This window comes from Sphingobacterium puteale (genome assembly GCF_003627955.1).
In the GTDB taxonomy this organism is placed as follows: domain Bacteria; phylum Bacteroidota; class Bacteroidia; order Sphingobacteriales; family Sphingobacteriaceae; genus Sphingobacterium; species Sphingobacterium puteale.
This window is the reverse complement of record NZ_RBWS01000014.1, coordinates 144,847-167,322: the sequence shown is the minus strand read 5'-3', so window position 1 is coordinate 167,322 and position 22,476 is coordinate 144,847. Positions and strand designations below refer to the sequence as shown.

The 22,476-nt window shown below is 51.3% G+C and carries 13 protein-coding genes; 9 read left to right on the top strand and 4 right to left on the bottom strand.

The features are described 5' to 3' along the window. Positions 1 to 2 precede the first annotated feature (2 nt). The 9 genes from D7322_RS18575 to D7322_RS18535 all read left to right on the top strand — a co-directional run bounded on the left by D7322_RS18575 (position 3) and on the right by D7322_RS18535 (position 17,465). Positions 3 to 2,597, top strand: coding sequence for a glycosyl hydrolase 115 family protein (locus tag D7322_RS18575; RefSeq protein ID WP_245971378.1), 2,595 nt, complete (start codon positions 3 to 5; stop codon positions 2,595 to 2,597). A gap of 75 nt (positions 2,598 to 2,672) precedes the next feature. After that, positions 2,673 to 4,172, top strand: coding sequence for an MFS transporter (locus D7322_RS18570; RefSeq protein WP_121125740.1), 1,500 nt, complete (start codon positions 2,673 to 2,675; stop codon positions 4,170 to 4,172). Positions 4,173 to 4,288: 116 nt separating this feature from the next. Further along, positions 4,289 to 5,422, top strand: coding sequence for an endo-1,4-beta-xylanase (locus D7322_RS18565; RefSeq protein ID WP_121125739.1), 1,134 nt, complete (start codon positions 4,289 to 4,291; stop codon positions 5,420 to 5,422). 27 nt (positions 5,423 to 5,449) lie between these two features. Next, positions 5,450 to 6,415, top strand: a complete 966-nt coding sequence (locus tag D7322_RS18560; protein ID WP_121125738.1) for a glycoside hydrolase family 43 protein — start codon at positions 5,450 to 5,452, stop codon at positions 6,413 to 6,415. Then, complete coding sequence (locus D7322_RS18555) at positions 6,415 to 8,457, top strand: alpha-glucuronidase (RefSeq protein ID WP_121125737.1); 2,043 nt, start codon at positions 6,415 to 6,417, stop codon at positions 8,455 to 8,457. The genes D7322_RS18560 and D7322_RS18555 overlap by 1 nt, the downstream gene beginning before the upstream one ends. A gap of 179 nt (positions 8,458 to 8,636) precedes the next feature. Then, entirely contained in the window at positions 8,637 to 10,376 is a 1,740-nt protein-coding gene (locus D7322_RS18550) for a glycoside hydrolase family 43 protein (RefSeq protein WP_220700108.1), read from the top strand. An 83-nt stretch (positions 10,377 to 10,459) separates the two neighbouring features. Next, the gene (locus D7322_RS18545; protein WP_245971377.1) at positions 10,460 to 13,540 is read left to right on the top strand and encodes a SusC/RagA family TonB-linked outer membrane protein; all 3,081 of its coding nucleotides are present in this window, start codon (positions 10,460 to 10,462) and stop codon (positions 13,538 to 13,540) included. Between the two features lie 11 nt (positions 13,541 to 13,551). Further along, on the top strand, positions 13,552 to 15,513 hold the full coding sequence (locus D7322_RS18540; protein ID WP_121125735.1) for a RagB/SusD family nutrient uptake outer membrane protein: 1,962 nt from the start codon (positions 13,552 to 13,554) through the stop codon (positions 15,511 to 15,513). Between the two features lie 752 nt (positions 15,514 to 16,265). Then, positions 16,266 to 17,465: a sialate O-acetylesterase gene (locus D7322_RS18535; RefSeq protein ID WP_220700106.1), complete on the top strand. Its 1,200-nt coding sequence runs from the start codon at positions 16,266 to 16,268 to the stop codon at positions 17,463 to 17,465. A 185-nt stretch (positions 17,466 to 17,650) separates the two neighbouring features. On the opposite strand, the gene D7322_RS18530 is transcribed toward D7322_RS18535, so the two are convergent. The 4 genes from D7322_RS18530 to D7322_RS18515 form a co-directional block, all read right to left on the bottom strand. Next, entirely contained in the window at positions 17,651 to 18,556 is a 906-nt protein-coding gene (locus D7322_RS18530; RefSeq protein WP_147430485.1) for a hypothetical protein, read from the bottom strand. A 20-nt stretch (positions 18,557 to 18,576) separates the two neighbouring features. Next, positions 18,577 to 19,269, bottom strand: coding sequence for a hypothetical protein (locus D7322_RS18525; RefSeq protein ID WP_121125733.1), 693 nt, complete (start codon positions 19,267 to 19,269; stop codon positions 18,577 to 18,579). Positions 19,270 to 19,360: 91 nt separating this feature from the next. Next, positions 19,361 to 20,473 (bottom strand): helix-turn-helix domain-containing protein, encoded by a 1,113-nt coding sequence (locus tag D7322_RS18520; RefSeq protein WP_121125732.1) that lies wholly within the window; start codon positions 20,471 to 20,473, stop codon positions 19,361 to 19,363. A gap of 55 nt (positions 20,474 to 20,528) precedes the next feature. Continuing rightward, positions 20,529 to 22,412 carry a serine hydrolase domain-containing protein gene (locus D7322_RS18515; protein ID WP_121125731.1) on the bottom strand — a complete coding sequence of 628 codons (1,884 nt, stop codon included), beginning with the start codon at positions 22,410 to 22,412 and terminating at the stop codon, positions 20,529 to 20,531. Between the last annotated feature and the right edge of the window lie 64 nt (positions 22,413 to 22,476).

Sequence of the window (22,476 nt, the reverse complement as noted above, 5' to 3'; positions counted from 1 at the left end):
TCATGTTATTATTGAATAAAATGGAGTTATCCGCTACACGGATCTGTACCGGTCTTTTGACCGGGTACCGCTACGGCAAGGCGCTGCTGGCTGCGACGGTGCTGCTTTGTTGTGCAGGCAATACCCAGGCTGTGTCCCATAGCACAATGGATACGGTAAAGACGGGCTTGGTGGTCCGGGATGCCCAGCCGGGTTATCTGGCGCTGGTCAAGGATGGCCTGCCGCTGCCCATGCTCGTAGATCCCCAGGACCATAAGGGGGTACTTCGGGCCTTCGATAATCTGAAAAAAGACTTTGTGCGCGTCACGGGCCATAATCCAGGCCAGCAGCAACAGAGCCGCTCCAAAATAATTATCGGTACCTATGGCAAATCGGCGCTGATCGACAGCCTTGTCCGTAAAGGCCTTCTGGACAGTAAAGAGCTGGCCGGAAAGCGGGAAAAGTTTGTCATGACGGTGATCAGGCAGCCCCTGGATGGGCTTGAATCGGCTCTGGTCATCGCTGGCAGCGACAAGCGCGGCACCATCTACGGCATTTACGAGCTGTCGGCCCAGATCGGCGTGTCGCCCTGGTATTACTGGGCGGATGTGCCGGTCCGCAAAGCGGCACAGCTGTATGTCAAGCCCGGCGTCTATACACAGGGGGAGCCAAAGGTCAGGTACCGCGGTATTTTCCTCAACGATGAGGCTCCGGCGCTGAGTGGCTGGTCCAAAGCGACTTTTGGTGGGTTTAACGCGGATTTCTATGAAAAGGTGTTCGAACTGCTGCTACGGCTCAAGGCCAATTACCTATGGCCGGCCATGTGGGGGAGCGCCTTTTACGATGATGATCCCCGCAATGGGCCGCTAGCAGATGAAATGGGCATCGTGATGGGAACCTCGCATCACGAACCGATGGCAAGGGCCCAGGCCGAATGGAAACGCTACGGAAATGGGGGCAGCTGGGATTATACCAAGAATAAAGCGGGGCTGCAGGAATTCTGGCGCGGCGGTATGCAGCGCGCGCGGGACTGGGAGTCCATCATTACCATCGCCATGCGCGGCGACGGAGATGAGCCCATGAGCGAAGAGCAGAATGTCGGGTTGCTCGAGCAGATCGTCAGAGACCAGCGCCGCCTGATCGGCAAGGCAACGGGCCGGCCGGCTGCTGAAACACCGCAGCTATGGGCCCTCTACAAAGAAGTGCAGGACTATTATGACAAAGGAATGCGCGTACCGGACGATGTGACGCTACTGCTCTGTGACGACAACTGGGGCAATGTCCGCAAGCTACCCGAACGGGATGCTAAGCCACGCCCGGGCGGTTACGGTATGTATTACCACTTTGACTATGTAGGCGGCCCCCGCAATTCCAAATGGATCAATGTGTCGCAGATACAGCGTGTCTGGGAGCAGATGAACCTGACCTACCGGCACGGCGTGGACCGCATTTGGATCGTCAATGTCGGCGATCTCAAGCCGATGGAATTTCCTATCTCATTTTTTCTGGATATGGCCTGGGATCCCGACCGCTTTGATGCCGGCAACCTGATGGCGTATACCGAGCAGTGGTGCCGGCAGCAGTTTGGCGAGGCTTATGCGGCCGATGCCGCCGGACTGATCAACCGCTACAGCAAATATAACCATCGGGTCACACCCGAATTGCTGAACGAAAAGACATTTAGTCTCACTCATTATAACGAGTTTGACAGCGTCGTCAACGACTATAAAACGCTGGCCATGGAAGCCTCGCGCCTTTATTACCTGCTGCCGGATTCGCTGAAGGATGCGTTCGACCAGCTCGTGGTATTTCCGATCAATGCCTGCGCCAACCTGTATGAAATGTACCATGCCAAAGCCATGAACGAATACTGCTACGCAAGAAATGACCGTAAGGCAAATGACTGGGCCGACAAGGTAAAAGCCTGCTTCCGGCGTGATTCCCTGTTCAGCGACCACTACAACCATAAGATCGCCGGCGGCAAATGGCAGCACATGATGGATCAGGTGCGTATCGGCTACAGCAGCTGGAACGAGCCACCACGGGCGATCATGCCCACGGTTCGCTATCTGCCGGAACCCGCTACTGCTTCTGTATCAAGGGTATTTGTCGAGGCAGACGGCTATATCGCTATGGAAGCGGCAAGCTATGCGGCAGCAAGCAGCGCTCCGGGCATTCAATGGACGGAAATCCCTGACCTCGGAAAGACCGTGTCAGCCATGACAACACTGCCGGTCACGGCCAGCTTGGGGGATAATACGGCTTTGGAATACAGGATTCGCGTGAAGGAAAAGCGCGAAGCGAAAGTCATCGCACTGCTGTCGCCCACGCTGAACTTCAATGGAAACCGCGGGCTGCGCTATGCCATATCCATAGACGGCGGCCCCGAAACGCTGGTCAACTTTAACGGCCACTACAAAGGGGAACTGGGCCAGTGGCAGGCACGCCGCATCATCGAAAGTGTTTCGGTCCACAGCCTGCTGCCAGGGGAGCATACGCTTAAAATCCGCTTCCTGGATCAGGGCATTGTCCTGCAGCGCGTCCTCATCGACCTGGGCGGGCTCAAGCCTTCGTACCTGGGACCGCGGGAGAGTGCGGCGCAAAGTCCCGCGAACTAGGGACCGATAGGGATAAACAGCACAGGCAGCGCAAATGCCTGCTAAAAATGAATGATTATACACATGATTTAATATATGAATGCAAAAACACAAAAGGTTGGTTTCTGGGAAAAGGTAGGTTACAGCATGGGGGATGGCTCGGCCAACCTCGTCTTCCAGATGATGATGATGTTTCAGCTGTTCTTTTATACCGATGTATTCGGCATAAAAGCGACCACAGCTGGTTTTATACTGCTGTTTGCAAGGGTATTCGATGCCTTTGTGGACCCTCTGGCGGGTATTCTCGCCGACCGTACGCATACCCGCTGGGGCAAGTACCGCCCTTGGGTGCTCTGGACTGCGCTGCCTTTTGCGGTGTTTTTTGTCCTTTCTTTTACAACACCTGACTTGGAGGAACGTGGAAAAATATGGTATGCGGGTATTACCTACACGCTGCTGATGTCGATCTATTCGTTCAACAACACGCCGTATGCTTCGCTGGGTGGCGTGATGACCAGCGACATCAAGGAGCGTACGAGCATATCGTCCATACGTTTTGTGACGGCGACCATCGCGACCTTTGTGGTCCAGGGACTCACCCTGCCTCTGGTGGCCAAGCTCGGTGATGGCGACGCGGCCAGTGGCTGGATGTATACCATCATGATCTATGCAGCTGTGGCCTTCGTCCTGCTGCTGGTGGCCTTTTTGTCGGCACGCGAACGTATCACCCCGCCGGTGGGACAGACGAGTTCGGTCCGTCAGGACTTTCGCGACATCTTCTCCTGCCGCCCTTGGAAAGCGATGTTTGTGCTGACTTTATTCCTGTTCATCACCTTGGCGCTCTGGGGAAGCAGCATGTCTTACTTCTTCAATTATTATGTGGATAAGGAAGCGCTGTTTGCCTTTATGGCACAGTTTGGTCTGGCCAGGGATGTGGCGGCTGAAACGGGGCTTGGACACCGCATATTGGATGCCTTCGGGTTGATTGTCTATAGTCCCGGACAGGTATTTGCGGTAGGCTTTAGCTTTTTCAATATGGTGGGCCAGCTGGTCACGCTGCTGGGCGTGATCTTCTTGTCCCGCTGGCTGTCGGGTATCTTCGGTAAGCGCAATGTCTTTATCGTCTGCCTGGCATTGACCGCCATTTTTACGGCTATGCTCTTTTTGGTGCCGGCAGATGCTATCGGCAGCCTGTTTGTGATCAATATCCTGAAAAGCTTGGCCTATGCACCGACCATACCACTGCTCTGGGCGATGATGGGGGACGTGGCGGATTTCTCGGAGTGGAAAAACCACCGCCGGGCAACGGGATTTGTGTTTGCCGGAATTGTCTTTGCGTTAAAAGCCGGACTGGGTATTGGCGGGGCGCTCTGCGGCTCGTTTATCGACGCATTCGGTTTTGTGGCAAACACGGTTCAGAATGAACAGGCGATACTGGGCATCCGGCTGAGTGCCAGCGTGATTCCGGCGATGACCTTTCTGGTCGGGGTGGTGGCCCTGCTGTTTTATCCGATCACCAAGCAGGTTAATGAAGATTTACAGGCGGAGCTCCACCTGCGGCGCACATCAGCCAGCAAAAGCCCTGAACAATCTTAAAAACAGCTACGCTATGCACCCAGATAATCATTTGAAATGAACTGAATTGAATAACAAGGTGGACGTTTCATGGAGACACATGAAAGCGGACACCTGATCAAATAGCTAATTTACGTATGAATACAACAAAAAAGCTGGCGATGCTGATCGCGGGATGTATGCTGCTGTCGGGCCCGGGCCTGTTGGCACAGCAGGCCGCACAGCGCGGAACGCTAAAAGCTGCTTTTGCTGACAAGTTTGACGTCGGCACAGCGCTCAGTCTCAAACAGATTTATGAGCGGGACAAGAAGGCCATGCCACTGATCGAAAGTCAGTTTAACGCGCTCACTGCCGAAAATTGCATGAAAGCCATGTACCTGCAGCCCCGTGAGGGCGAGTTTAACTTCAAGGATGCCGACCGCTTTGTGGAATATGGCGAAAAGCATGGCATGCGCCTGATCGGTCATACGCTGATCTGGCATTCGCAGGCGCCGGCTTGGTTTTTTAAAGGCAAAGACGGCCGGGACGTATCCCGCGAGGTACTGATCGAACGCATGCGCAGGCATATCCATACCGTCGTGTCCCGCTACAAGGGACGGATCAAGGGCTGGGATGTGGTCAACGAGTCTATTCTCGACAACGGCGAATGGCGTAGGAGCAAGTTTTATGACATCATCGGTGAGGACTTTGTGCGCCTGGCCTTCCAGTTTGCCCGCGAGGCAGACCCTCAGGCACAGCTCTATTACAACGATTACTCCATGTTCCTGGAAGGAAAGCGGAAAGGCGTGGTCAGCATGGTTCGCCAGCTGCAGCAGCAAGGGGTCAGGGTCGATGGCATCGGCATGCAGGGCCATCTGAATATCGATCATCCCAAGGTATCGGACTTTGAAGATAGCCTCCTGGCTTTTGCGGCCCTCGGTGTGAAGGTTATGATCACTGAAATGGATATTTCAGTGCTTCCCTCGCCGCGGCAGACCATGGGTGCCGAGGTCAGCACCCATTTCAAATACGACAAACAGCTGAACCCATACGCCAAGGGATTACCCGCGGATAAGGAACAGCAGCTGGCGCAGCGCTACAAGGACTTCTTTGCGCTGTTTCTCAAACACCGAGACAAAATCGACCGCGTCACGGTCTGGGGTGTCACAGATGGCGACTCCTGGAAAAACAACTGGCCGGTGCCCGGACGTACGGATTATCCCTTGCTGTTTGACCGCAGCTATCAGCCCAAGCCTTTTGTGCAGGACTTGATAGACATGGCCACCAAATAAATATAAATGAACTGAACAGATATAAACATGAAAAAGCAAGCACGTTACTTATTTCCTAAAGACTATATGGCTGACCCGTCAGCGCATGTATTTGAGGGTAAAATCTATATTTATCCGTCCCACGACCGTGAGAGTGGCATCGCCGAAAACGATAATGGCGACCATTTTGACATGCAGGATTATCATGCCTTTTCACTGAGCTCGGTAGATGCCGAGGCGACCGACCACGGCCGTATCTTGTCCGTGGGCGATATCCCCTGGTCGGGAAGGCAGCTCTGGGATTCGGATGTGGCGCATAAGGACGGAAAGTACTACCTCTACTTTTCGCTGAAAGACAAAAATGATATCTTCCGCCTTGGCGTGGCCGTCAGTGACCGGCCGGAGGGGCCGTTTGTGCCTTGCCCTGATCCCATCCGCGGCAGCTATAGCATTGATCCCTGCGCTTTTGAAGACAATGGACAGCACTATTTGTACTTTGGCGGTATCTGGGGCGGCCAGCTGCAGTATTACCGCAACAACAAGCTGACCATGCCCGGGCAGCTTCCGGAGGCAGGGCAACCGGCATTATCTCCAAAGGTCGTGCGCCTGTCGGACGATATGCTGCAGTTTGCCGAGGAGCCCCGGGACCTGCTGATCCTCGACGAAAAGGGCCAGCCCCTGTTGCAGGGTGATATCGACCGCCGTTTTTTTGAGGCTTCGTGGATGCACTGCTATCAGGGTAAATACTATTTTTCTTATTCTACGGGCGACAGCCACCTGCTGTGCTACGCGATAGGGGACAACCCTTATGGTCCTTTTACCTATCAGGGAGTCATTCTGACGCCGGTAGTGGGCTGGACCACACACCACAGTATCCTCGAATTTGAGGGACGCTGGTATCTGTTTCACCACGATTCGGTGCCTTCGGGCGGGCGGACATGGTTGCGTAGCATGAAAGTGGTGGAGATCGACTACGATGCGGATGGTCGTATCCTAACCGTGGAGGGCAGCTGATGGGGAATATCGTCTGGTATATCGTCTGTCTACTGGGGATCCTCTGCCATCAGCTGTGCCAAGCCGAGGACGGCAGCCAGCTGTGGCTGCGCTATGCCAGGGTAACCGCCAGTGAGGCTGCATTCCGTAAGATCCACTGCCCGTACCGGGATGCGGTGGCCAGTACGGCAGCGGCGGAGCTACAGGACTACTGGCGCCGGGGAGATGTGGATCTGCAGCTGGACAAAAAGTGGCCAAAGTGGCAGCCGGACGGATACCGGATCCGCTCGCTGGGCAGCAAAACGGTGATCAGTGCGGGTAATAGCACTGGGCTCCTGTACGGGGCTTTTCACCTGCTGCGGTTACAGCAGCAAGGCGCGGCGATGCAGGGACTCGACATTAGCGAAAAGCCCAGCTATGCACTACGGATGCTCAACCACTGGGATAATCTGGATGGCACGGTCGAGCGTGGCTATGCAGGGCATTCGCTCTGGAAATGGGAAGAGCTCCCCGGTGTAATTTCACCGCGGTACCGCGAGTATGCACGGGCAAATGCCTCGATCGGGATCAACGCCGTTGTGCTCAACAATGTCAATGCATCGCCGCTGATCCTGCGTGCCGACTACCTGGAAAAGGTAAAGACTTTGGCCGATATTTTTCGGCCCTACGGGATCCGCGTATTTCTGTCCATTAATTTTTCCGCTCCCGCACTGCTGGGAAATCTGCCGGATTCGGATCCGCTCCGTCCGGTGGTGGCAGGCTGGTGGAAGGACAAGGCCGACGAGATCTACCGGTTGATACCGGACTTTGGCGGCTTTCTGGTCAAAGCCAATTCGGAGGGGCAGCCCGGACCGCAGGACTATGGCCGTACGCATGCCGATGGAGCCAATATGCTGGCCGCAGCACTCAGACCGCACCGGGGCCTCGTGCTATGGCGGGCGTTTGTATACAACCCCACGGCGGAGGACCGGGCTAAACAGGCGTATCAGGAGTTTGTACCCCTGGATGGCCAGTTTGACGACAACGTGATCCTTCAAATCAAAAATGGGCCCATCGATTTCCAGCCGCGTGAACCGTTCAACCCGCTGTTTGGCGCGATGCCCAAAACCAGCCAGATGGTCGAATTCCAGATTACGCAGGAATACCTGGGCTTCTCCAACCACCTGGTCTACCTGGCACCGCTGTTTAAGGAAACACTGGATGCCCAGACCTATTCCCGCTCCGAGGCTGGCACAGTAGCGGGGATAACGCAGCGGGGGCCGCATCTGGTGTCGGCTATTGCGGGTGTGGCCAATATCGGTGAGGACCGCAACTGGTGCGGCCATCATTTTGCCCAGGCCAACTGGTACGCCTTTGGAAGGCTGGCCTGGAATACCGGACTGTCCAGCAATAGCCTGGCGCGGGAGTGGCTCTCGATGACCTTCTCGCCGGATCCGGCCCTAGTCAATCCGCTGTCGGAACTGATGGTGGAATCCCGAGAGGCTGTGGTCAACTATATGATGCCGCTGGGTCTGCACCATATTTTTGCTTTTGAGCATCATTATGGACCGGAGCCCTGGGGCGATATTCCCGGCGGAAGGCCGGACTGGATGCCCTGGTACTATCATAACGCGGATTTGCTGGGTATCGGATTTGACCGGACGGCCACGGGGAGCAATGCCGTAGCACAATACCGCAGTCCGCTCCGCGAGCAATTTGGCCAGATCGGTAGCTGCCCCGAACAATACCTGCTCTGGTTTCACCATGTGCCCTGGAAGCATCGTATGAAAAACGGCCGTTCCCTATGGGACAACCTCTGCTATGCATATCAGCAGGGTGTGGATCAGGTGCGTGGTTTTCAGCGGCAATGGGATAGCCTGGAAGGGAAAATGGATACACAGCGCTTTCAGGAGGTGCAGTCCAAACTAAAAATTCAGGCGCGGGACGCGGTATGGTGGCGTGATGCCTGCTTGCTGTATTTTCAGACCTTCTCCAAGATGCCGATTCCGGCTGCACTGGAACGCCCTGTGCACGAACTGGACGAACTGAAAAAAATCAGGCTGGATCTCAAGCATCATAATTAACTGGACCGGGCGCAATTTTTTTTACTGCGAGACCGTCCAGAGTGCCGTAAAAGGGCAATGGAGAAAGAAGAAAGGATGTGGTAACAAATTGAAATGTTTTTGTTACAAATTTTAATTGTTGCCTATACACTTAAAACTATGTTTGTAGGCAAATACACCAAATTATAAATAAACCAATCATGTTAAAGCGGAAGGGGAAAACGATGCTGGGCATGTCCGTAGTGATATTTGCTACATTAACAGCATTTAATACAAAAGAGCATAAACGAAAGTTACAGGGAGATCGCGTCTCTGGACCTGTATTTTCGGATTTTGTCTATAAAGGCGAAGATGCAGTTTACAAAGAAAATCCATTAAAACCGGGGCAGTTCTATTCGCCCATTCTACAGGGATGTTATCCCGATCCGAGCATTACACGCAAAGGTAATGACTATTACCTGGTGAATTCCTCCTTTTCGATGTTCCCGGGGGTGCCTATTTTCCACTCTGTGGATTTGGTCAACTGGACACAGCTGGGGCATGTTCTGGACCGTGAATCGCAACTGAAGGTGCAGTCGGCAGGTATCAGTGCGGGAATATATGCCCCAGATATCGTGTACAACCGGCACAACGACACGTTTTACATGATCACGACACAGATCGCCTCGGGTATCGGGAATATGGTCGTCAAGACCAAAGACCCCAAAGCGGGAAACTGGTCCGATCCGGTCAAGCTGGATTTTGACGGCATTGATCCAGCCCTGTTTTTTGATGATGACGGCAAAGCTTATGTCGTCCATAACGATGCGCCGGATAAAGGCAAACAGCGCTATGAGGGCCACCGCGTGATCAAACTCTGGGCATATGATACCGAAAAGGATCAGGTCATCCCAGGAAGTGACCGGATCCTGGTGGACGGTGGAGTCCATCCGGCTGAAAATCCCATCTGGATCGAAGGACCGCATATTTACAAAAAAGATGACAAGTACTACCTGATGTGTGCCGAGGGCGGCACAGGCAGCGATCACAGTGAAGTGATCTTCTCGAGTGACCATGTCGCAGGACCTTATACCCCTGCGCCCAAAAATCCGATACTCTCCCAACGCCATCTGGACAAAAGTAGGCCTAACCCAGTGGAATGGGCTGGACACGCGGATCTGGTCGAAGGACCGGACGGATCCTGGTTTGGCGTGTTTCTGGGTGTCAGGCCCAATGAAGTAAAAAGGGTCAACACGGGCCGCGAAACTTTTATCCTGCCGGTCGACTGGTCGGGTGAATGGCCGGTCTTTGAAGGGGGAATGAAGGCCCTCAAACCCAGTGTGCGAATGCCTGCGGGCGTCAACAACAAGACCCATGCCCGGGGCTACTTTCCCAACGGCAATTTTACGTTCACCGATCCGCTGACCGCCACAGCGCTGGATCACCGCTGGGTTGCCCTGCGCGGTACCCGTGAGAAATTTTTGCAGGCAACGGACAAGGGCATGGTCTTCAGGCCGTACGCCGTGGATATCAGCGAGCAAAAACCAATTTCGGCCTTATTTTATCGGCAGCAGCACAAAAATTTTGAGAGCAGTGTATCGCTGGACTACGTGCCGGCCTCGGATTCACACCTGGCAGGCATCACCTGTCTGCAAAGTGAAAAATACCATTATGTGCTGGGTGTCACCAAGCTCGATAACGAGGACCATATCGTCCTTGCCAGAAGCGAAAATGGCAGCACCCGGATCCTGGCCAAAGAGAAAATCAATCTGAATGCCAAGGTGCAGCTGCAGGTAAAAGCAGCCGGCGACGCCTATCAGTTTGCTTATGCCGTGGGGAAAGGAGCCTTCCGGAATATCGGCAACACCGTGTCGGGCGACATCCTATCGACGGACGTGGCCGGTGGATTCACGGGCGCGCTGATCGGTCTGTACAGTACGACAACGAACAGGGTCCGATAGATAGTTGAAATGTAAAGACTATTGAAATGACGATTATAAACAGAACTGAAAACAAAATTTTCTTAAATCCCTAAGTTATGAGAATGATGAAGTTTACGATTCCTGTGCAACGACAACGATGGCTACAGTATGGAATACTGCCCTTGCTCTTTTTGCTGGCAGCTCTACAGCTGGCCTTTGCACAGGATAAACTGGTCAAGGGGCTGGTCTCAGACCAGCAGAAACAGCCCATTGAAGGGGTGACCGTATCCGTCAAGGGCGGCACCAGGAGCACGACAACAGACAGTAAGGGCACATTTGCCATTGAGGCCGGCAACGGCGCTGTGCTGGTCTTCACCAATGTAGGCTACAAAACAGCCGAAGTGCCGGTGGGCGTTAATAACAGCGTGCAGGTGACGCTGCAATCCGATGATATTGCCATGGAAGAGGTGGTGGTCATCGGTTATGGTACGCAGCGCAAAGAAGCTGTAACGGGCTCGGTGGCCTCAGTAAGCGGTACGACGATGAACGAAGTGCCTGCAGCCAACATCAGCCGTGCCCTGCAGGGCCGTATTGCGGGGGTCAATATGCAGCAGAATTCGTCGAAGCCGGGCTCTCCGATGCAGATCCGGATCCGCGGTACACGCTCACTGACCGCCGATAACAATCCGCTGATCGTGCTCGACGGAATTCCGTTTGCGGGTTCCATCTCGGATATCAACCCCGCGGACATCAAGAGTGTGGATGTACTCAAAGATGCTTCGGCAACGGCAATCTACGGCTCGCGTGGTGCCAATGGCGTGATTCTCGTGACCACCAACAAGGGGCGCATAGGGCAGCAGGCACAGCTGGCGTACAACGGTTTTACTGGGTTGCGTACGGTATTTGCCAAATATCCAATGATGTCGGGACCGGAGTTTGCCGAAATGCGTCGCTATGTGGGACAGTTTCAGAACACCCTCGATGAGTTAGACGATACCAATACAGACTGGCAGGACCTTTTCTACAAAAATGGAATGGTCAATAGCCACGATATCAGCGTCAACGGTGGGGCAGAGAAAGGAAACTACAACTTCGGCGCCGGTTACTTCCGCGACGAAGGCGTGGTTCCCCTGCAGAACTATACCCGCTACAATCTGCGTGCTGCACTGGACCAGCAGGTGGGCAAGATATTTAAATTTGGCTTCAACCTCAACCAGAGCTACAGCATTACCAATGGTAACAACCTCGGGCTGTACGGCGTGCTGAGCGCTTCGCCGATAGCCAATCCCTTTAATACAGATGGCACACTCAAATCCCGTATCCAGCAGCAGACATCTGGTCAGCAGTGGGTGCATACCCGCGAGTCCTATGAGGCGCTGGGGGACAGCTATATTAATCAGCAGCGCGTGTTCGGTTCGTACAACAACATGTACGGCGAGATCCGGATTCCTGGCGTGGAGGGGCTGACCTACCGCACCAACCTTGGACTCAACTTCCGTCAGAACAATGACGGCAGCTATACTGGACAGGGTGTATTCAGTGGAACCCCGGACAATGTGTCCACAGCTTCGGTCGCAAATGGCAGAACAGTACAATGGGTAATGGAAAACCTGCTGACTTACGATCGTACCTTTGCGCAAAAACATAACCTCAATTTGGTGGCTCTTTATTCGGCGGAGCAGAATACCACCAACAGCACGCTGATATCCGCCCGCGATATTCCGATCGATGCGTTCCAGTTCTATAACATCGGCCGCGCCCAGGGGGAGATCATTGTCAACCCTGACCAGCAGGGCTATGCCAAAAGCAGCCTGATGTCTTTTATGGGCCGCGCCATGTATACCTTTGACAACCGCTACATGCTGACGATGACCATGCGCCGTGACGGCTCCTCGCGACTGGCACCGGGGCACAAGTGGCATGCCTATCCGGCGATTTCGGCAGGATGGAATATCCACAACGAGAAGTTCATGTCCGCCGTGCCATGGATAAACCAGCTCAAGCTGCGCCTAGGCTACGGTCAGACGTCCAATCAGGCGGTCGATCCGTACAAGACCCTGGGCTTGCTGAGTACAAGACCGTATAATTTCGATACGCAGTTCCTGACCGGCTACTACATGTCCGAATTGCCCAATCCTTCGTTGGGCTGGGAGTTTTCCAAGACCTACAACTACGGTCTGGACTTCGGTCTTTTCAACAACAGAGTTAGTGGTACGATGGAATACTATGTGCAGAATACTGACAATATATTGCTGCGCGTGGGACTGCCACCGACAAACGGTGGCGGCAGCTACATGGCCAATATCGGAAAGACGCAGAACAAAGGCTTTGAACTCTCCCTCAACGGCGCGGTGATAGACAATGAAAACGGCTGGAAATGGGATGTGGGGGTCAACCTCTATGCCAACCGCAATAAGCTCGTTGAACTGACCTCCGGAAGCCAGCGTGATGAAGGTAATCAATGGTTTGTCGGCCATCCGATCGACGTGATCTTTGACTATAAGAAAATCGGGTTGTGGCAGGCCGACGATCCCTATCGCGATATCCTGGAGCCGGGTGGCAATCCGGGGATGATCAAGGTGGAGTATACAGGTGAATATGACGAAAATGGCGTGCCTACACGGGCGATCGGTGCTGCGGACCGGCAGATCATCAATATCCAGCCCAATTTTCTGGGTGGCTTCAATACGCGTCTGGCCTACAAAAATGTCGACCTGAATGTGGTGGGTACCTTCCAGAATGGCGGTACGCTGATCAGTTCGCTCTACGGAAGTACCGGCTACCTCAACCAGCTGAATACCCGCGCGGGCAACAACGTGAGCGTCGAATACTGGCGTGAAGACCGTACGGATGCCAAATATCCGAAACCTGGAGGCATACAGAGCGGTGACAATCCCAAATATGGCAGTACGCTGGGCTATTTTGATGCGTCGTATCTAAAGGTGCGTACGATTACGATGGGATACAACTTTAAACAGAAATGGGTGGAACGCATGGGTATTGGCCGCCTGCGCCTCTATGCGACGGTGGAAAATCCATTCGTCCTATTCTCGCCCTACCACAAGGAATCGGGCGGTGATCCGGAACCCAACTCCTATGGCGACGAGAATGTGGCCGTGGGTGGCCTGAGACGGATACTGGTGGTCGGTACAAATACACCGGCAATGAGAAGTTATATTCTGGGGCTCAATCTTTCATTTTAAAACATTCAGGCATGAAAACTTTCAATTCAAAACTTATTATAGGGCTCTGCCTTGGTTCACTGATGCTCGGCATGAACAGCTGCTCCAAATTTTTGGATGAACAGCCTAGAGGAATCTTTACGCCGGGGGATTTTAAGACACCAAACGGTATCAACAACAGTATTGTGGGACTCTATGCCCACCTGCGCTATATCTATGGACAGGCTTATTATTACAATGCCTGCCTGACCGGGACCGATGAGGTGACCTATGCGCAGAGTGCGGACGAAAACTTTCAGGTGATGGACTTTACAGGTCTCAGTACGATGACGGCTATAAATAGCAGGGCGGATGTGGCATGGCAGGCCGCCCTGCCCAACATCAACATGGCCTCGGGCATCATCGAGAATGCTCTGGCAGTGGGCACCTCGCCCGCGATCATCGCCGAAGCACACTTTTTCCGGGCATTTGATTATTTCCTGCTGGTGCAGACTTTTGGTGGCGTGCCGCTCGACCTGGGTGGGGGCGAACTCAAATACAGCACCTCTGTGGAGCGTAAATCCAAACGCAATACCGTGGCTGAAGTGTATACAAGGGCTATTTTCCCGGACCTGACTAAGGCCATTAGCGATCTGCCCGATGCACCGCGCTTAAAGGGGGCCGTGAGCAAGACTGTAGCCCGCTTATATTTGGCAAAGGCCTACCTGACCTACGCCTGGTGGCTGGAAAATCCGAAAAATATACCCACTTATCCGGAGACCGCACGGACGGATCCCGACGGCAAGACCAGTGCCTGGTATTTCCAGCAGGCTTACGACATGGCCGTGGCTGCTATTGAAAACCCGGGACCGTATGGCCTGCAGCCTACCTTTTACGATGTCAACGTCGGGACTAATGACCGCAACAACGAGATCCTGCTCTTTGCCGACCATACCGAAGACAGCGAGCTGTATAATGGCGGTAGCCTGAGCTATGGCAGTGGCGGTGCACCCGACAACTTTGCGGGCTGGATGATGACCTGGAATTACACGTCGATCACGAGCTCCAAAACAACGGCCTGGAATACCGCCGATCTGGTGAACTCGGTACAGCGGGAGGCCGCCCAGGCACTGGGGCGCCCATGGACACGGATGGCACCGACGATCAACGTGGTGACCGAAACCTTTGCCGACAAAACCAACGACTCGCGCTACGACGGCACCTTCACGACGGTGTACCGCGGCAACTGGAACAAGGCAAATATCAGCGACCCTTCGTTGTTTAACGCCAATAACATGCCCGTCAAACCGGGAGAGGCCATCCTCACTTTCTTGAATGAGGAGCCACAGATGCCGATCAACTATGACAACAAAACCTACAAGAGCAGTATCGGGGCGGGGGTACTCCCCGGCAGGGCCGACTATGTGATCTCTCCGGAGGGCATCAGCCGCCGTGTCTATCCTGGACTGTGGAAGCTGGGCCCTTACCGCACCGACAACGGCAATGGCTTGGGACAGCCCAATGCGGGCAGCACCCGGCCGTTCAATATTGCCAAGTTTTCCGAGCTGTACTTTATCGCTGCCGAGGCGGCAGTGAAGGGTGCGACGGCCAAAGCCGGCAAGAGCGCACACGACCTGGTCAATGTGATCCGCGGCCGCGCGGGGGTATGGCGCTGGGACAACAACGGCAACACGGCCAAGGAAGCCAACCGCCGTGCCGAAATGTTGGCTGCGACGCCGGCTCAGATTACGCTCAATTACATCTTGGCCGAACGTTCGCGCGAGTATTATGGTGAGGGCTACCGCTGGTATGACCTCGTGCGTACACAGACTTGGTCCGACATCGCTAAAACCTATCGTATTGCCGGTTCGAATGTAGGTGACCACACGGCAACAACCTTCACTCGGTCGATACAACCCTTCCACTACCTGCGGCCTATCCCGCAAGGACAGCTGGATGCCATGGATATGTCGGCAGCCGAAAAAGCAGCCTACCAGAATCCCGGATATAACTAATAGGGCTGCAGGACATGCCATCTGTACAGGATGAGCGGTCCTGCACTCTTATTTGTAGAATGTGCAATCGTATGAAGATGAAAAAAAGAAAAGCCTGTACTCTTGCCCTGACATTAGCCCTGTTCCTCTATGCTGTAGTCTCGTCCGCAGCGGTGCGGCTGCCTGCGCTGATAGCAGACCGCATGGTGCTGCAGCGTGATACCGAACTGAAAATCTGGGGCTGGGCCGACAGTGGTGAGAAAATAACGGTACGTTTTCGTGGCCAAAGCTACCTGACTGAGGCGGATGCAGCAGGTAACTGGGCGATCAGGCTGCCGGCACAGAAAGCCGGAGGTCCTTATCTGCTGCAGGTGAATGAGATCGCTATCCGAGATGTCCTGATCGGCGATGTGTGGCTTTGCTCGGGCCAGTCCAATATGGAGACACCGATAGAAAGGCTGGTAGAACGCTTTCCGGAGATCAATGAATCCAATAACCATATGATCCGTTATTTTAAGGTACCCACACAGAGTGCGCTGGACCGCCGCAGCGAAATAGCCGATGGCGGACGCTGGTACTCAGCTGTGGCTTCGGAAGTGATGAACTGGACGGCATTGGCCTATTTCTATGCACAGCAGAGCTACGCTCATACCGGTGTACCCGTGGGCATGCTCGTGTCGAGCCTCGGCGGCTCGAATATAGAAAGCTGGATCAGCCAGGATCAGCTAAAAGAATTTCCACGGCTGCTGCTCGACCGCCCCGCACTGGACAGCATGCATCTGGCGCAGCAGGACCGCGGTATCCGGGATTGGATAAAGCCAGACTGGAACGACAGTAGCTGGCCTACCTTTACCGTACCGGGATGGTGGCGCGACCAGCAACTGCATAACAAGGGAGTGGTCTATTTTAGAAGATCATTTGAATTGCCGGGCGAGCTGGCGGGGCGGTATGGCTTGTTGTACCTGGGGACCATGATCGACAGTGATTCGGTATTTGTCAATGGCCACTTTGTGGGTGCCACCGGCTATATGTATCCGCCCCGCAAGTACCCCGTAAGGGCAGGTATTCTGCGCGCTGGGCACAATACCGTGACGGTACGCCTGCGGTTTACTACAGGTAATGGGGGATTTGTGGAAGGCAAGTCTTATAAGCTGCTGGTCAATGACAACGAGATCAATCTGGCTGGACCTTGGAAATATCAGGTAGGCATGGATCCCGATCTGGCCAAAAGCTATCAGCCGCGACTTCAAAATATTAATGAAGTAGGGTCAAAGCTGTATAACGGCATGATCTATCCGATAAAAGATGTGGCCGTGAGCGGCGTGATCTGGTATCAGGGAGAGGCCAATACGGGCAGTCCGCAGACCTACGAACAGTATCTGCGTCTGCTGATCAAAGACTGGCGCCTGACGTTGGAGCGCCCGCAGCTGCCTTTTTTGCTGGTGCAGCTACCTAATTATATGCCCAAACAGGAGCGCCCGTCTGAATCGGGATGGGCGGGTGTACGGGAAGCGCAGTTTAAGGTATCCCGTGACGTTCCCTATACAGCGTTGACGGTCAACTATGATATTGGCGAGTGGAACGATATTCATCCCCTGAATAAAAAGGACCTCGCTGCGCGGCTGCTGCTGGCTGCCCGCAAACTGGTGTACGGTGAAAAGCTGATAAGTACAGGACCCGTCTATGAGCGTATGGAAATCAAGGACAACAGGATCGTACTCTTTTTTAAGGAGGTCGGCGCTGGACTGGCAAGCAGGGAGGGGCAACCACTGAGACACTTTGCCATCGCTGGGCAGGACCGCAAGTTTGTCTGGGCGGACGCTGTAGTCAAGGGCAATACCGTCGTTGTCAGTCATAGGGATATAGCCCACCCCGTGGCAGTACGCTATGCCTGGAGTGATAATCCAGAGGATGCTAATCTGATCAACAGGCAACAGCTACTGGCCTCTCCGTTCCGGACCGACAGCTGGTGATTTTTTAAGCGTGGAAATTTGTTTTACAAAATATGAATAATAACATAAAGGCGGCGATGATGCAGGGCTATATCGCCGTCGACAAAACCGGAAAGCTGCTGGTGCCATTCCTTACGTTAGTTTTACTCCATTCAAATTTAATTTTAAATTTTTCAATAATGGTACTACTGGGATTTGCTGATCGTTCATTGGTCGAGCCAATGAACGATATTAAGCAGAAATTGTGCATTTTGGTAAGCAGAAGGATGATTCATTCCCCTTTTTTCACTTTTGATGCCATGGAGTTGGGCAGAAAAAGGAGCGCCATCCCCGAATATCACCATTCTTCCTTCCCCAAATCGAAGGTAAGCACCATTTGCAAATCCTTTGCCAGGCAATCGGGGAATGTAGTCGGGCATAGGCCTTTTTATCAGATTAGCATCGGCAGGTAAATAAATCTCATATCCTTCGTCCAACGAAGAGATAATTTGTGCGGTTTCTGGTACCGTAAATCCCGTGCCGCCCCAGCACATGATACTGTCTATTTCCGTATCCGATCCAGTTGTTACTTCGTTGGATAAAAGTGTTCCTTTATCTTTTGAAAAGATTTCGGGCTTTCCATCTTTTCGTAAAGCAAAGCCATTAATGACGTGAATGCCGAATACAGCGGCTAGAGCTTGTACTGATCCGCCACAGGGCATATGATCGGTTACCAAAAATAAACATCCACCGTCAAATACCCATTGTCGGAGAATTTCTATTTCCTTATCTGTAAATGCCGAACGGGCAGGCAGGCTCCAGTTTTCTGGATCATGTAGCGCATTTACACTGATAAATATTTTTGCCTCTTTCAATCTTTCCAAATTGACCTTTTCTTTGGTACTTCGGAGACTATATCCGTCCGCTTGCAGAAGATCTGAAAATGCTGCATATGTTCCTCTCAAAGTAACCGCATTGTTGTGTGCCTCGTCAAAAAGGAGCAACGGTCCATTGCCGACCCGATGGTGCGGATCGGCAATGGGATAATAAAACTGTTCGTCAGCTACCTGCTGCGCCTTTAATTGTGCTATACTCAACAGTATAGCAGATAAGCAGATAATCATTCTTTTCATATCTTTTTTGAATTGGAAAATTAATCAGCCTTCAACCAGAGATCCTTTTCAAAACAGGTCATCTGCTCCACCTTTCCATTGGCAACAGAAAATGTCAAAGGAAAGGTGCCATCTTCGTTGAGGAAGAAAAGTTCAGAGCGAGGGGTAAATGAAACTGTTTTGTTGTCCCACAATTGTTTAAGGATTAAGCCCTGTGCTGAAGGTTCTATAGTAATTTTAAAATTGTTGTCGTTGGCCATTAAGTAAGTTCCGGAAAGCTGTTTCAATTGAGATGCGGTCAGACTTGCAATTTTATTGGGGTCAAATGGTACACGCTCACATACAATTCTGCCCAGGAGCTTTGCTTGGCTAAAATCTCCGGAACTATTTTTTAAGAATTCTATCGAATAGCCTTCGTTTTTGGATTCAAAGTGCGTGTTATCTTTACGGACGAGCTGATATCTTTTTTTCTGGTCCCATAGCTGTGTAGCGTGCAGCGCATTATCCTGCTCGTCGAAAGCAATGAAAGCTACTTTGTTGGGGAGCTGATAATAACCCTGAAATGATTTCAGTGGAGACTGATTTTGCTGCTGGGAAGCATTTGCAGGGGCGGTCTGTGCGAATGCACCATGGCCGACTAAAAGACAGTAGGCTCCCGTGAGAAAGCCATATGTTGCTTTGGAAATCTGGCGTATCGCTTTCGAGCGAATACTTGGTTTAATTTGTTGTATCATAATTTTTTTTGTTGATATGATACAAGAGTAGGTCTTTTTGATAGGTTAATTGTCCGAATGGATGCAATCGAACAAACTCCACTTTCCCTCGTTAAGATGATTTTTTACCATGGACTTTCATATATGCTGTCGGTGTCATTCCGTTTACCTTTTTGAAGCTGCTATAAAAAGTTGTTCTTGAATTAAAGCCGGCCCTTATCGCGATCCCAAACATATCAAGTCGCTTGGCCTCTTCGGATAATAGTAGTCTTTTCGCTTCTTCCGTGCGCAGTTCGTTGATAAACTGGTAGAAATTTTTTTGTAAGCCATTGTTTATAATATAGGAAAGATCATGCGGATTGATGCCGATATGGTCCGCGAGGGATGAGAGTGTTAGGGCAGGGTCTAGATATAACTTTTCAGCTGTTGTTTTCTGCACGAGTTTTTCTTTTAATGTGTCTACCTGTTGTTCTGTCAATCGCTCTTCGGTTTTAATATTCTTTGTTTTATCACTTTCATCAATCAGATTATCGCTAGATTCCACAGCATATATTGACCGCTGTGTTAAAGTTCCGTACCCAAGTGCCACTATGCCCATAAAATATAGAATTGGTGCAAGGGAGTCAAAGGAAAAATGAGCCAACGCCAGCAAACGGACAATGATCATACATAATAGAGCAATCAATAGATACTTCAACCAGATCATGTTGATCTTCTCCGTATAGGAAGACAGCTGGCGAATATTCTTTTGATGTATTTTAAAGAGCCAATAGCAGGCCATCCAATAAAAGATGCATTGCGCAAAGAAGAAATATTTAATAGCGAACATGATCCAATGCGGTAATTGCGGAGCGTGGATGTGTTTGTTAAAAAGTCCGGGTATTAAATAGATGACGGAGAAGAAAAGAAAAGCCAGGAATGGAACAAAATGTAATCCCCAGTACCGAATAGGTGTTGTTGGTTTGACGAGGTAATGAACTGCGAGATAAAAGCAGGGGAGAGTCGCCCAGCGGGGAAGCTCCAGAACATGGATCAAAGCTCCGTTGTCGATATGAAAACCTTCTAGAAAGAGCTGGGTAAATAAGCTCGCCAATAGACAATAGTATGCGCCCAGCCAGCGGTCTGCTTGGGGACCTGTCTTGTTTACCCCCATAAAGATCAAGGTCCCGAGCAACCATAATGCACCAGCTGAAAAAGCGTGAAAAGTATAGAGTATGTTGACCATGGTTTATATTAACCTATCTTTGTACTGTGAATTTAAACATAATTGGCCAAATGAATTACATCATCCAGATCGGCACACCAATCCAGCCATTGATAGACAACAGCGCAACCAAGTAGCATAAAAAGAAATTACAGAATGCTAAGAGCAGACGCAACCATCTCGGAGTTAGTTGAAACCAACGTTTATAGAGCAGCAGGCTACTGACAATAACTAATATCGCAAATGAGAGCATGCCCAGGAAAATCAAAAAACTTGTTATGTTAAAAGAAGTAAAGAGCTCTTTGTGACTGGCATCCGTCAATCCCATGAGACGATAGGCCGCAATAAAACAACAGGTTCCTACTATTGGCAATAGCGGGATTCCAACGTCGATCAATTTTATTTTTCGAAAGAACATAAGCACTATTCCCACCAGACTAAAGATCATATAAATCAAAATGGCACAAAAACCTAAATAGATAGGAATCTTTTGTATTAACAGGGAAGCCGGAGGCACTTTTCGATAGAAGTTATTGCCATAACCTTGAAAGAAAGGCTGGTCATTGGAATCTTTGGCTAATACAAAAGAAGGGAGAATATCATCTTTTGCGCGAAATATGCCATTGCCGATGTGGATCAGGGAATCCACCTGTCCGTTCTCTTTTTTGACGAGGAGTCGATCCTTGCTGATCCCTCTTAATTCAATACCGCCAAAGATCCGCCTATAGAATTCCCAACGGTCATTTTTTGGATTCATAAATTGGTAGTAGCCTAAAAGCGGTTTCAGTTTTTGTTTATCTATTGGGTGACTAGTGAGTTTTGGAGGGGATATATTTTTAGTTAGGAAGTCTTCGATTGCTTGCGAGATTGGCCACATATTGACCACACTGTTTGCTGCTATGGCATAAGCTATACCAGCATCACGGTTAAAAAATAACCAGGATACAAAACCTTCCCCTTTACCGTTGTGGCCACGTAGGCTAATCCTTTTATTATTCGGGAATAGATCATTGCCCAAAGCATAGCCAGTTTGTAATCCCGCCTGGCTGGCTAAAGTACTGTGGATGATCTCCATTTCATTGAGATTGCCATTATTTAGTAGTGTGCTGTCAGCACTACCATTGAGCAGATAAAGCATAAATTTGGCCATATCTTCTGCGTTTGATACCAATGCGCTGCCTGCTCCATTGCTACCTGGCTGATAGAAAGGCATCGGCCTGAATTTCCCATCTCGAAAATCGTAACCTGTGGCGAAGTTAGGCATACGGGTTCCATTACGATCGAATAGGCTCTTACGCATGTTCAGTGGTAAAAAAATCTGATCTTGTAGATACTTATCCCAAGGCATGTCCGTCACTTTTTCGATGATATAACCGAGTACATTATAACCGGGGTTGGAGTAGGACATCATCGTTCCGGGCTTCCAGCGAACGGTCAGTGAATTGCTGACAGCCTTGATCGCGTCAATACCAAGTAGCGGTTTTTCACCTATGGTTACCATACTATTGAGCTGCACGTCATCAAAGCCTGCTGTATGTTCTAGGAGGTGAACTACCCTAACTGGATAAGTATCTTCCCAAGGATTGTTAAAAGGAATTTCAGGTGCTATATCGCGAATGCGGTCGCTAAGTTTAAGCCTTCCCTTAGCGACTAATTGCTGGATTCCCATCGCCACGAAAAATTTTGTAACGGAGGCGAGGTGAAATTGGGTGAGTTGATCTACGGGACGACGTTTCCCAAGGTCGGCATAGCCCAGTCCACCAGCGTATAGAATGTTATCGTTTTTTACAATCGAAACCATCAGGCCCGGGATGTTTTCTTTTTGTATAACAGTTTCGAGCTGTTTATGCAGTTGGGCTATGGTGGTATTGGAATTTGTTTTGGATTTTACCTGTGCTGCTGCGGTAAAATAACTTACCGCAATGAGTATTGCGATATAGAAAGTTTTTAAGTTGATCATAAGCTTTTCTTTTTTGCAAATTAGCTATGATCTTTCCTGAACCTGTCCGTCTCCATCCAGACGG